Origin of the sequence: Vreelandella azerica (assembly GCF_013112225.1) — a bacterium.
Lineage (GTDB): Bacteria > Pseudomonadota > Gammaproteobacteria > Pseudomonadales > Halomonadaceae > Vreelandella > Vreelandella azerica.
In genome coordinates this window covers 197,086-209,589 of the sequence record NZ_JABFHI010000005.1, presented here as the reverse complement: position 1 = coordinate 209,589, position 12,504 = coordinate 197,086, and the positions used below count along the sequence as shown (strand labels likewise).

The window sequence follows — 12,504 nt, the reverse complement described above, 5'->3', positions numbered from 1 at the left end:
GTTTTGTCAATCACTCACCTTGGTACTGACCATGCTGGCGGCCGGTAGCAGTTGGGCCATGCCCGATTTCGACGCGTTTTTTAACCAGCACTCCACCCCCATGTGGATGATTGATGTCGAGACCGGCATTATCGAGCGTGCCAACCCGGCGGCTAAAACCTTCTACGGGTTTGAGCAACTGGAAGGCATGCATATCAATAAGATCAACATGTTGAACTCTGCACAGATTAATAGTGAGATTCGCCGCGCTGCCGAAGCCGAACGCAACCATCTGTATTTTCGTCATCGCCTGGCGGATGGCAGCATCAAGGTCATGGGCATCTATACCGACCCCTTCGAGATCGATGGGCGAGAGGTACTGATTTCATCCCTTTATGACACCAGCGACTTTGAGGCTTCCGCCGAGCGTCACTATATTCAGCGCGTGGAGGAGCAGATTGACCTGCAAACCGCAGAGCTGCAGGCCGCTCGCCAACGTACTTTCTGGATAGCGGTCATAGGTACTACGGTTCAGTTAGGTATCATTGCGCTCCTGGTGGCTCTCCTCTTACGCTTGCGTCGTGCGCAACGAGAAAATAAACGTCTGATCAAAGAGCTATCGTTTCGTAACCGGGAGCTGGAAAGGTTGAGCCAGGTAATGGCCCATCACTTCCAGGAACCCAGCCGTCGGCTGGTCAGTTTTGCCCAGCAGCTATCTCCAGCAGCTCTCTGAGCAACACCCAACAATCTTCATCAACAGTCTCAACAACAGTCTCACCATCTCAACAACACCAGAACACCGTCACCCTGGAGGCGGAAAGCACCCGGACAGCCGTTGGCTTTATTGATCATCAGGCCCGTCAGCTCAGGGCGCTGGTGAATGATATACAGCGTTATCTCAGCCTGGAAATGACGCTTAAACCCGAAACCATTGATATTGCAGGCTTGATTGAAGACGTCTGCGCCGAGCCCACCTTGGCGCCGCTGAAACACAGCGGCACTCTAAATATCATGACACCAATGCCTGACATCAAGGCCGATGCGCGCCAACTCAGGATGATTTTCCATGTGCTGTTGCACAATGCCTGGCAGTATCGCCGCCCAGACAAGCCGCTTCAGGTGCGCCTCTCAGCGGTCACCATTGGCGACAACGTCAGGTTCAGGATAGACGATAACGGCATGGGGATCAGCCCGGAATACCGCCCCCAGGTACTTGAGATGTTTACGCGCCTGGTCCCTCATAATGAGCGCTACCCGGGCACCGGCATGGGCCTGGCGCTGGTGGTGAAAGCGTTACGCAATCTGGACAGCCAACTCGACATACAAGATGGCATCGATGGCGGCACGGCCGTCTTGTTTGATTTACCCCTCGCGAGGTGACCCTTGAATACGCCCTGTAACCCATCCATCTCCCCACAACCGGAAGACACTGTGAATGACTTTGTGGTGCTGTTGGTGGAAGACGAACCTGCTGACGTCCATTTGACCCGCATGGCCTTCAAGAAGAGTCGGCTGCTGGTCCAACTGTGCGATGTCGGCGATGGTGTTGAGGCCCTGGCGTTTCTGCGGCAACAGGCCCCCTACCAGGATGCGCCTCGTCCGGATATCATCCTGCTGGATCTTAATATGCCACGCATGGATGGCAAGACCCTGCTGCAGCACCTTAAACAGGACGAAGACCTCAAGCGGATTCCGGCGATTGTTCTCACCACCTCGGAAGCAGAATCCGATATTGTCGATACCTATAATCTTGGCTGTGCCGGCTTTGTGACCAAACCCGTCGACCTTGTGCAGTTTCTGCAGGCGATACAGAACGTTGAAGACTACTGGCTGACCCTGGTCAAACGTCCCCAATGAACCACACCGGGCAAGACACTATGATCCCAGACACCCAGCAGGTGGACTATCAGGCACTCGCTGAGCACCACCCCTTTATGCTCAACCGTTTTCTGCCGGATACCACTCTGGTGTTTGCCAACCGCCCGATGGCGACCTTTTTTGGCACCACCACCTGAGGCCATGGTCGGCCAACGCTGGCTGGATGCCTGCCCGTGCGATGAGCATCATAAATGGATCGAGCTATACCCGAAGTTCACGCCGGACGCCCCTTGCCACCGTATTTGCAATCAGGCAACAAGCGCCGACGGCCAACCGCGTTGGGTCGAGTGGATCAATACTGCTTTTTTAATGATGCCGGTGATCTCCTTTACTTTCAGGGGTAGGGATTGATGTGACGCGGAGAGTCACGGCCCAGAAGGAACTCGAAGAAAACGAGGCACGCTACTCCCTGGCTCAGCAAGCCTCCGGCTTTGGCATCTGGGACTGGTACCCGCAGCGTGACGAGATCATATGGGATGCACATTGCTACCGGATGCTGGGGCTGACACCGTCTGATACTCCATTGACCTTTGCTGACTGGCAGGCGCGCCTGCATCCGGATGACCTTGAGCGCTGCAGCCACGCAGTACATAGCCAGCTTGAGGCGGGTGATGAGTTTATTATCGAATTTCGTTATCAGACGATCCAGGGCTACCGATGGGTTCAGGGGCGTGGTCAAATCGTAGAGCGTGATGCTCAGGATAGCCCTACTCGACTGATTGGCGTGCATCTGGATATTCACACGCTCAAGGAAACCCAGCTGGAGCTGACCCGCTCCAATGAAGAACTTGAGCACTTTGCCTATGCGGTTTCCCACGACCTGCGCCAGCCGCTGCGCATGGTCAACAGCTACCTGCAACTGCTGACTCAGGAGCTGGGCAACGACCTGAGCCGTGATGCCAAAGAAATGATTGGCTTTGCCCGCGAAGGTGCCGAACGCATGGATGCGATGATTCTCGGCATTCTCAACTATTCACGGGTAGGCCGTAAAACATCCCCCATGGCCTGGGTGGATAGCCGTGACGTGGTCGATGAAGTGCTCGCCTACCTTGGCCCACTACTAAAAGAGACGGGGGACACATTGAGGTCCGCGGTGACTGGCCCGAGGTGTATGTCAGCCGCGATGATGAACTGGTGCGCCTGCTGCAGAACCTGTACAATGCCCTTAAATACGTGGACGAAAACACAACGCCCAGGGTGATTATGTCGGGTCATCAGTCATACGATTGCTGGCATGTCACGATCAAGGACAACGGCATAGGCATTGCCCCTGACCAGCAGAACCGCCTGTTTCGAGTATTTTCACGCCTACAGCCACGCAGCCGGTTTGATGGCACAGGCATTGGCCTGGCTGTGTGCAAACGCATTGTTGAACATCACAGTGGCCATATAGACGTCGATTCTCAAGGCGACGGCCACGGCAGCTGTTTCCGGTTTTCCCTGCCGATCTACACTGAACCCTTAACGACCCAGAAATAGACAACCCGCTGATAAATATCAGCGGGTTGTCTAACGTTACTGCAAATCAGTCTTCTGCGGGTGCGTAAGAACCGTCTTCGCGGTGAACTTCGGTTCCCGTGATCGGCGGCGTAAACACGCAGGCTAGATGCATGGTTTTGGAAGCGCGCAGCAGATGGTCGTCGTGTTTATCCAGAATATAGATATCACCTGGCTTGATAGGCCAGACCTTGCCATCCGCCAGTGTTTCCACTTCGCTCCTTCAATGCAGTACACAGATTCGAAGTGGTGCTTATAGTGGATATGGGTTTCGGTTCCTGCATAAATGCGCGTTATGTGGAAGGAGAAATTTCCACCATCAGCAGCCAGTACCAGACGTGTACTGTCCCAGTTACCGTCTTCGGCCTTTACCAGACGCTCTGTTTGACGCGCTTCTTCAATATTACGAACGATCATGATGTTGTCCTTTATATAGTTGTAATGGTGGCGCTCACTCAACGCCACCTGTCCTGATGCAAAAGCGTTAAACGTAAAAGTCCAGGTCTTCCTGAGTCTTCAGTAGATCGCGCATCTTGATGGGGTCATCACCAAAGAAAAATACCAGCCCCCAATGGGTGCCAAATGCTGAGCGATCGGGCACTGTTTCTTCGGCAGGCGCGGTTAATTCGTGCGACTCGAAATACGGATGCTCAATACACTCTTTAGGCATTTCCAGCTTGCTGACCACACGGCGTTTCGGATATACGCCAAAGCAGCCTGCGTAACCTTTGGCATCCACCACTTCGCGTGGGAAAAAGGCAGCCACTTCCTCTTTTGTGCTCTTCGGATCAAATACCAGCATAGACGCCTGATAAGCATTGAACCCGTAAGCACGCTCAATCAGTTCAAACGCCTTGAAGCCCGGCGGACGATAAGCCACCTCACCAAAGTACATTTCACCATCGGCGGTAACAAAGTATTCAGGGTGAATCAGCCCGAACTGAATATCAAAAGTCTTGATCAACAGCTCAATCTGCTTGGTAATCAGGTGGCGCCAGCTTTCAAGCTCTTCGGTGGCAGGCACAAATACCGAATAGCCAAGCGTGACGTATTCGGAAATATTCAGAAACTGGATCTTGCCATCGTGGATCCATGCCTCCACGGCGAACTCCCAACCGTCGAGGTGGCTCTCCATCAGCAAGGGGTATTCTTCTTCGGGGATATTATCAATTTCTTCTACCGTACGGATCATACGGTGGCCAAGACAGCCTGCCTTATCAAAGGCTTTGACATGAATCGGATCATCCACGTCGCCATCAAGCTTCAGCAGCGTCTGGTTGACGCGCTTCATAAAGCGAATGATATCTTCTTTTTCGTGAGCTTCTTCGAAAATCCCGACGCGGATGCCGCCCAGCTGGGCACGGCGCTTCATCAATGCCTTATCGCGAAACAGGATCGATTGCCCAAACATGCGCGGGTTATCCAGCAACACGGAGTTAATCGCACCGGACCATTCCACGGTTTCTTCAAATAATGGAATGGCAACATCCACGCCCTCTGCCTTCAGTCTTTCGGCAATCTCCATTGAGCGGTCGTTAATACGCACAAAGTCCCAGGCAATAAACGGTATCTTGTTAGCCGCACAAAAATCGGTCGCCCATTCTGGCGCAACCACAACATAGCGGCGATCAAATTTCTGAGCCGCCTTGATCGCATTGATGCTCCAGCCCAGCAGGGCGATATAGCCTTTATTGGGATCTTTAGGTGTTTCGGTACCTTTGACGGAATCCATTTCCGGATCGCGCCAGGACAGAACTTCTTGAGACATTTTGTCTTGAGACATTTTGGATTCAGACATAGTCGACATTGATTATTCTCCAGAAATTTATACTTATAAAATCGTCGTCAGCTCATAAAAGGGCTTTAATTAACGCCCTTGAGCACCACGACGCAGCCAGTCATGAACAAAGGCCAGCTTGCGGTGAGCCGCCTCGGAGAGCACAAAGGGATAGATATCCGACAGCCCCATGGAGCGGTTGACGTGGTTGACCCGCATCACCAGGTTAGCAGCGACATTAACCAGCACCTGGGTATCAGGCTCTGCATAAGGGTCCCAGCGGTGGCTCGGCATTTCGGGCGTTAAAAGCCCAGTGGCAATAAAGCTGTCGGTGATATCGGTCAAGTGCAAAGGTGTGCGGCGGTTTCCGCCCAGTCTTCATGGGGGTGCAGACGCGTAGGATGTCAGGTAGAAAAGCTCCCAGTCTTGAGGTGGTCCTTGCTCATAATGCTTTTCAAGCGCAGCGCCATAGTCAGCGCGCTCATCACCAAACATCTCACGGAAAGCTACCAGGAAATCCTCACGCAGGCTGAGACGCCACCACAGCATGTGGGCAATCTCATGGCGCATGTGCCCTATCATGGTTCTGTAAGGCTCATTCAGTGCTTCCTTACGCGTCACGCGTACCACAGGGTCAGCTTCAGATACGCTAATGGTGACCACACCCTCACCGTGCCCCATCGGCGCAAGCGTATAACCATCGGCAAGCATGTGAAAAACAGGGCGTGTACCCGGATCTTCTGGCCTGAACCAGTGCCAGCGGCCCAGGTTATCAATCACCCAGCGCTTGGCCGCTTCGGTTTCGGCCCAATTGGGAATAACATCGGGAATTTCCAGGTCAGGGGCCAATGCGGTCATCGCACATGAGCGACAGAAAGCGCCCTGTTCAGGCGCAATCCAATTACAGCCAATCACATCCCGGTTGGCACAAAATGGAGGTGTCGGCAGAAAAGCCCGAGCCTGGGGATCATACGCAACTGGCGTACCTTCAGCGGTCAAGAGGTTGTGGAACCATAGCGTTCCGTAGCCTACCGGGTTTGAAAATGCCTGCATTAACATGCCCCTCGATAATTGAAAAATACAAAACCTTTAAAGTCACACATAAAAGCCGATAGCCGACACTATAGTTATTTTTTTAATAGAAAGTACCCATAAATTTTTAGCTAAAAACATAATTAAGTGCAAGCACTACTAGACAACAACTTAAAAAATAAGTTTAATTTTGTGAGTTAGACAGATCGCATCATGCTTTAACAATGCTCATTGTTTTACATGAAAACATCCATTCTAGATAACTTACAACACCATGTTTTCATGTCGTCATTGGAAGATGCCTGATCATTCGCTTGAGCCTGAATGCACTTATAAACACACCAAACAAAATACACAAGTATTAAATTAACAGTAATGAAGCTTGCCTGTACAGCGCAGCAAAATCACCACAGATGCGAAAAAGCCAGCACAGGCATAAACATTATTTTTTTAACTTTTTGCAGCAAATTTATAACCGAAACCGTTATTTTTAGTGGAATTCACTGGAAAACAGGGATTTTTTTGAACAACTTACCTTAAAAATGTCTGAGGCATCATGTGCGGCAATTTATGTTAAACGGTAATTAAACTATTTATCCTGCCTTCAGACAGACGAAATCTGAATTTCAAGACCATCTTCAGTCGCCTCCTTGGCATCAGTCAGGGTGCTCTGAAAGCCCAGCCTCTCAACTTTATTGGCATTTGAGGGGGATGACATCATGAGCTATGTCGCTAGCTCATGATAGGCATCAGATTTAGACGAGGAAGTGCCGTTAGATGATGGCGTGGCGAACCTTGGCTGAGATCCATTCCGAAACTAGCACAGTGGCAAAAATCATCACAAAGATGACGCTCACCTGATCCCAGGCCAGGCTGTTGATGGAGGCATTTAGCTGCAGACCAATACCCCCGCTCCCACCAGGCCTAGCACCGTCGATTCACGAATGTTGATATCCCAGCGGTAGACGCTAATACCGGCAAAGGCAGGCAACACCTGGGGCAGCACGCCATAGCTCATCACCTGCATGCGGCTGGCGCCGGTAGCCGCAATGGCTTCCACCGGCGTCGGGTGGATCTCCTCAATCGCCTCATAGAGCAGTTTGCCTACAAAACCAATCGAGCGCAGCGCTATGGCAATAATCCCTGCCAGCACCCCTGGCCCCAGAATCGTCACCAGCAGCATGGCCCAGATCAGGGAATTGATGGAGCGCGACGAAACAATAATTGTCAGTGCCAGGCTGCGAATCAGAGGATGCGGCGTGGTGTTGCGGGCAGCGAGAAACGCCACGGGAAAGGCCATCATGATTCCCAGCGCCGTCCCCAGAGTGGCAATATTGAGGGTATCCCACATGGGCAGCCAGAGTTGATGGGCATAAGTCCATTCAGGCGGCAGCATACGGCTGATCAGGTCTGTACCCTGGCGTCCGGCATCTTCGACAAATACCCACATGGTGTTGTCGGAGATGACTTTCCAGCACAATAGAAACAGGCTGATGCCCGCCAGCCAGGCCAGGTAGCCAAGCCATTGTGCTTTGGTGGTTCGCAGGCGCCACTGCGGCTGCCCCTGGGGAGAAGTGGAAACAGGCATGGTGAGTTCCTTGACTTAAATGGCTGAAGGCAGGCTACTGCGTCCAGCGCCGCACAAAGCTTGAGCTGTATTCAGACAGCAATACGATGGCAATAATGATCAGCAGCACCGCGGCGGAAGTATCGTATTCGTAGCGGTTGATCGAGGTGTTCAGGGTCGCGCCAATGCCGCCCGCACCGACAATCCCGATGACGGCCGATTCGCGGAAGTTGATATCCAAACGATACATAGAAAGCCCGATCAGACGCGGCATGACCTGAGGCTGTACGGCGTGGTTCAGGGTTTGCCACCAGCCAGCGCCTGTGGCCCGTACGGCTTCCACCTGGCGCTCGTCGAGGTCTTCAATATCTTCTGCCAACAGCTTGGCCATGAAACCAATGGTGGCAAACGCCAGGGTAATCATCCCTGCAAAGGGGCCAAAGCCAAACATCACCACAAACAGGATGGCAATAATCACTTCCTGAAAAGTGCGCGAGACGGCGATAATCCCACGGCATACCCAGTAGACCGGCATTGGGGCAATATTGCGTGCCGCCCCCAGCCCGACAGGCACGGCAAGCGCCACACCAATCACGGTGGATGTCACCGTCATGGTCAGGCTTTCCAGCAGGCCTGCCCAGATATCGTCCCAGCGGCTGATAAAGTCGGGTCGGGTAAAGGCAGCTAGAAACTCCAGCCCGCGCCCGGCCCCTTCGGCAACTCTGGCCCAGTTAACCTCGACGCTGCTCAGCGCCAGGATAAGATAGGTCACCAGTCCGACCAACAGAGTCAGGCGCAGGAGAGGGGACTGAATCAAAGGCAGCCGGCGCCACCGCCCTGCTAGAGCGTCTTGCTGGCGCTGCTCGCTGAGTGCTTCTTCGGTTAGCTTCACCGCGCACCTCCTGCGGCAACCCTGGCCATTGGCGTCGGCGGTGTTGGGTCATCCCGTTCATCAACCGAATTATCTTCTGGCTCGGGCGTTGTATCCCAGTCTTCCTCACCGTAGATGGTGGTCAGAATGTCGCTGGTAAGCTCACCGGGCGGGCCATCAAAGACAATCTCACCGGCGCGCAGGCCAACAATGCGGTCAGCAAACTGCTGTGCCAGGGCCACATCATGGATATTGATAATGGCGGCAAGCTCGCGCTCTGCACATAACTCGCGAATCAAGCGCATGATCTGGCGGGAGGTTTTCGGATCCAGGCTGGCGGTCGGCTCATCCACCAGCAGCAGCTTAGGGCTTTGTAGCAATGCTCGGGCAATACCCACCCGCTGGCGCTGCCCGCCGGAAAGCGCATCCGCGCGTTTATCCAGCGCATGTGGAAGGCCAACCCGCTCGAGCAGGCGAAAAGCTTCCACGACAGCCGATTGCGGATAACGGCGTAGAAAGCTGCGCCAGAAGCCCACATAGCCCAACTGACCGGAAAGCACGTTTTCCATCACCGTCAAGCGGTCAACCAACGCATACTCCTGAAATATCATGCCCATAGAACGCCGCGCCTGGCGCAGCTTTTGGCCGGAAAGCCGGGTCAGTTCGACGCCCTCCAGCGTCACACTGCCTTCGGTTGGCTCTACCAGACGATTCACGCAGCGAATCAGTGTACTTTTACCCGCGCCAGAAGGGCCAATCAGGGCCATCACCTGGCCTTTGGGCAGGGTCAGTTCAATATTGGTCAGGGCGCGGTCCCCGGTCGGGTAGCGCTTACCCAGGCCGCTTAACTTCAGCATGTTCTCAATCCCGTTTTTAGCTTGCCTGATACAGCAACACGGCCAGAAGGCAAGCCTCCTGGCCGTTAACATCTTGTTGAATCAGCGATTTAATCGCAGTCGTAGGTCACGCCGTTGGCATCGGCGATGGTGCGAATCACATTCCAGTGTTGCTGGTAAGTGATCGGGATGAACTGGGCTTCACCGGAGTTGGCGAACTCGGCTTTCAGGGCCGTGCCTTCCCAGTCATAGCTGAAGAAGGCTTCCTGAATCTGCTCCTGAAGCTCGGGCGTCAGATTGTGCGCCGTGCCGTAAGCGGTGGTCGGGAAGGTTTCGGAAGTAAAGATAGAAACGTAATCACTTTCCTCGATCACGTCTCGCGCCAGCATACGGTTGAGCACGGAGTTGGCAACAGCAGCAGCTTCATAGTCTTTGTTGACAACGCCCAGAATGGAGTTGTCGTGAGAGCCGGAAAACGCCGTTTCAAAGTCTTCGTCAGCTTCCATACCATACTCGGAACGCAACAGCGCCGAAGGCGCGCGGAAACCGGAGTTGGAAGTAGGCGACGTAAACGCTAGCTGGCTGCCCTGGATGTCTTCAACGCTTTCAATATCGCTGCCCGGGTAGGTAATGATTTCCATCTCATACCCGAAGCTGCCATCTTCTGCTGCCATAATGGTGAACGGACGGAAGCCGCCACAGTTGACCGCCACAGGCACGCCGCCGGTGTTGAAACCTGCCACATGCAGTCGGCCTGCGCGCAGCGCTTCCTGCTGAGCCGCGTTAGACTGCACTGGGAAGAACTGCACCCGCTTGCCAGTTGCATCCGCCAGATGGTCAAGGAAATCGGCCCACACATCGGCATATATGGCTGGGTCTTCCACAGGAGTGTAAGCAAAAATCAACGTATCAGGATCGACCCACTGGGATTCGTCGGCGGGAATATCTGCCACCAGATCGCCGTCACTATCTATGTAACGTGACGACATATCAGCACTTGCCTGAAGGGCAACAACGCTGAAAGCACCGGTAATGGCAACGCTGAGCAGCGAACGCAGAAAGAAGGGCTGCTTAAACGAAAGAGTATGAACGCGCATGGATCACCTATAGGGGATAGGGGGTGAAAAATCATTAACAGTTCAATCCTTACAGAACCGGATGACGTTTCCACGACAACTCCATGACACTTAAATGACACCTGAGGCGGACTGAACGCAATCACTGCCAACCCGCCTGATGGAAAATAACAACGACGATTTAAACCTTCGACACTTTCACCGCGGTGCCTGTGGCGACGAGGAACAGCATTGATTTACCGCCGCCAGAAATTTCGCTGTAGTCGAGGTCGATCCCAATGACCGCATTGGCCCCCATCTGCGCGGCTTCTTCTTTCAACTCATCAAGACAGGCAATGCGTGCATCGCGCAGAGCGTTCTGAGATGACTTGTTGCGACCACCAAAGAAATCACGCACCCCTGCAAACATGTCCTTGAAGACATTCATACCAAATACGCATTCAGCGGAGACGATATCGATGTGCTCTGTCACACGATAACCTTCCAGGTGTGATGATGTGGTAAGCATAACTCTCTGCGACGACATGGATACCTCACGTTTTAATGGATAAAAAAAAAGTAAGTCAAGCCTAAAATATAAGATAATACTTAAAAATACAAAAATACAGTAGCTACGGTTAAAGTATATAAGGCTAAAAAAGACTTTTCAGAAAGCAGAAATCAAATAATAAGTTATCATTTTTCACTTTTAAATGTATTAGCCATCATCACGCTTTTCAACTCTTTTCCAGTTTGTTCAGAAAATAACTAGAAATAGCTATCTGCTGCTTAAATTAGCCAACATCTGAGGTGGACCCAATCAGTTGGACAACCTGATGGTATCCCTAAGCTATAATCCGGTTGTTTCCCTGACTCAGGCTGCCAGAGATATGGGTTGCCCGTAGTACACCTCATCGGGCGTTTGGTAATCAAGGGTTTGGTGGTACCGGGTCTGATTGTAATGCCAGAAGTACCGGTGGAGCGCCTGCTTCAAGTGTTGTCCATCCTCGAAAGCGGCAAGGTAAACACACTCGTATTTGACGCTGCGCCAGAGCCGTTCCACGAATATATTGTCATGGTAGCAGCCCTTGCCGTCCATGCTGATCCGGATGCCATGATCTTTGAGAACGTTTGTGAAGGCCTCACTGGTGAACTGGACACCCTGATCGGTATTGAAGATCTCCGGCGCTCCATGGCGCTGTAGAGCCTCCTCCAGGACATCGACACAAAAGTCTGTGTCCATGGTGTTGGAGACCCGCCAGGACAGCACCTTGCGGCTGTACCAGTCGATGATGGCGACCAGATACATGAAGCCCCGGGCCAGCGGAATATAGCTGATATCTGTTGCCCACACCTGGTTGGGGCGGTCGATTTTCAGCCCTTTGAGCAGGTACGGATAAACCTTGTGCCCGTCGCCCGGAATGCTGGTTCTGGGGCGTGGATACACCGCCTGAATGCCCATGGTGCGCATCAGCCTCTGCACCCGCTTCCGATTGACCCGATAGCCCTGGTGCTGCAAATGGGCACGCATCTTGCGAGAGCCATAGTACGGCGTTTCCAGGTGTTGCTGATCAATCAGATACATCAGGTCCAGATCCTCCTGACATGGCTCACGAGGGACGTAGTACACCGATGAGCGGCTCAGCTTGAGCAGCTCGCACTGGCGTGAAAGACTGATTTGGGGATGACCACGCTCGATCATTGCCAACCGCTGTTGGCGGCTTACTGATCGAGCTTGCGCGACAAAAAATCGCGTTCCACCGTCAGTCGACCAATCTCACGGTACAGCTCGTCTGTGCTGGGCTCATCGGATTACTTGCCGACCTTCTTCTTGCCTTCGAAGAGGTCGGTAGCGTTCTCCAGCAAGTCGCGCTTCCAGGTGCTGACCATGGTGGGGTGGATCTGAAAACGAGCAGCAATTTCGGATGTGGTCTGGTCGCCCTTGATGGCGGCCAGAGCGACTTTGGACTTGAATGATGCGCTGTATTGTTTGCGTTTCTTGCTCATGATTC

General features: G+C 53.0%; 13 protein-coding genes and 3 pseudogenes. 7 read left to right on the top strand and 9 right to left on the bottom strand.

Going from position 1 to position 12,504, the window contains the following annotated elements; all coding sequences use genetic code 11:
• Positions 1-58: 58 nt before the first annotated feature.
• The 7 genes from HLB35_RS13145 to HLB35_RS16585 all read left to right on the top strand — a co-directional run bounded on the left by HLB35_RS13145 (position 59) and on the right by HLB35_RS16585 (position 3,336).
• Positions 59-712: a PAS domain S-box protein gene (locus HLB35_RS13145; RefSeq protein WP_171702795.1), complete on the top strand. Its 654-nt coding sequence runs from the start codon at positions 59-61 to the stop codon at positions 710-712.
• A gap of 143 nt (positions 713-855) precedes the next feature.
• Positions 856-1,359, top strand: coding sequence for a sensor histidine kinase (locus HLB35_RS17470; protein ID WP_171702923.1), 504 nt, complete (start codon positions 856-858; stop codon positions 1,357-1,359).
• Positions 1,360-1,410: 51 nt separating this feature from the next.
• On the top strand, positions 1,411-1,836 hold the full coding sequence (locus HLB35_RS13135) for a response regulator (RefSeq protein WP_328731878.1): 426 nt from the start codon (positions 1,411-1,413) through the stop codon (positions 1,834-1,836).
• Positions 1,837-1,856: 20 nt separating this feature from the next.
• The gene (locus HLB35_RS13130) at positions 1,857-1,994 is read left to right on the top strand and encodes a hypothetical protein (RefSeq protein WP_171702922.1); all 138 of its coding nucleotides are present in this window, start codon (positions 1,857-1,859) and stop codon (positions 1,992-1,994) included.
• Entirely contained in the window at positions 1,978-2,208 is a 231-nt protein-coding gene (locus HLB35_RS13125) for a hypothetical protein (RefSeq protein ID WP_171702921.1), read from the top strand. Before HLB35_RS13130 ends, HLB35_RS13125 begins: the two co-directional genes overlap by 17 nt.
• 1 nt (position 2,209) lies before the next feature.
• Positions 2,210-3,058, top strand: coding sequence for a sensor histidine kinase (locus tag HLB35_RS16590; protein ID WP_216601537.1), 849 nt, complete (start codon positions 2,210-2,212; stop codon positions 3,056-3,058).
• Complete coding sequence (locus HLB35_RS16585; protein ID WP_328731872.1) at positions 2,965-3,336, top strand: sensor histidine kinase; 372 nt, start codon at positions 2,965-2,967, stop codon at positions 3,334-3,336. Before HLB35_RS16590 ends, HLB35_RS16585 begins: the two co-directional genes overlap by 94 nt.
• 46 nt (positions 3,337-3,382) lie before the next feature.
• Here HLB35_RS16585 and HLB35_RS13115 read toward each other — a convergent pair.
• From HLB35_RS13115 to HLB35_RS13075, 9 genes and pseudogenes are all read right to left on the bottom strand, one after another.
• A pseudogene (locus HLB35_RS13115) lies at positions 3,383-3,771 on the bottom strand (ectoine synthase).
• A 67-nt stretch (positions 3,772-3,838) separates the two neighbouring features.
• Positions 3,839-5,086 carry an ATP-grasp domain-containing protein gene (locus HLB35_RS13110; protein ID WP_171702966.1) on the bottom strand — a complete coding sequence of 416 codons (1,248 nt, stop codon included), beginning with the start codon at positions 5,084-5,086 and terminating at the stop codon, positions 3,839-3,841.
• A gap of 135 nt (positions 5,087-5,221) precedes the next feature.
• A pseudogene (locus HLB35_RS13105) lies at positions 5,222-5,989 on the bottom strand (putative zinc-binding metallopeptidase).
• A 1,063-nt stretch (positions 5,990-7,052) separates the two neighbouring features.
• Positions 7,053-7,751, bottom strand: coding sequence for a phosphonate ABC transporter, permease protein PhnE (gene phnE / locus HLB35_RS13100; RefSeq protein WP_235937191.1), 699 nt, complete (start codon positions 7,749-7,751; stop codon positions 7,053-7,055).
• A gap of 34 nt (positions 7,752-7,785) precedes the next feature.
• A complete protein-coding gene (gene phnE / locus HLB35_RS13095; RefSeq protein WP_171702920.1) occupies positions 7,786-8,622 on the bottom strand; it encodes a phosphonate ABC transporter, permease protein PhnE in 837 nt (278 codons plus the stop codon).
• Complete coding sequence (phnC, locus tag HLB35_RS13090) at positions 8,619-9,458, bottom strand: phosphonate ABC transporter ATP-binding protein (protein ID WP_171702919.1); 840 nt, start codon at positions 9,456-9,458, stop codon at positions 8,619-8,621. The genes phnE (HLB35_RS13095) and phnC overlap by 4 nt, the downstream gene beginning before the upstream one ends.
• An 89-nt stretch (positions 9,459-9,547) precedes the next feature.
• The gene (gene phnD / locus HLB35_RS13085; protein ID WP_171702918.1) at positions 9,548-10,534 is read right to left on the bottom strand and encodes a phosphate/phosphite/phosphonate ABC transporter substrate-binding protein; all 987 of its coding nucleotides are present in this window, start codon (positions 10,532-10,534) and stop codon (positions 9,548-9,550) included.
• A 160-nt stretch (positions 10,535-10,694) separates the two neighbouring features.
• The gene (locus HLB35_RS13080; protein ID WP_479694267.1) at positions 10,695-11,039 is read right to left on the bottom strand and encodes a YbjQ family protein; all 345 of its coding nucleotides are present in this window, start codon (positions 11,037-11,039) and stop codon (positions 10,695-10,697) included.
• Between the two features lie 327 nt (positions 11,040-11,366).
• Positions 11,367-12,499, bottom strand: a pseudogene (locus HLB35_RS13075) (IS3 family transposase).
• Positions 12,500-12,504: the final 5 nt, after the last annotated feature.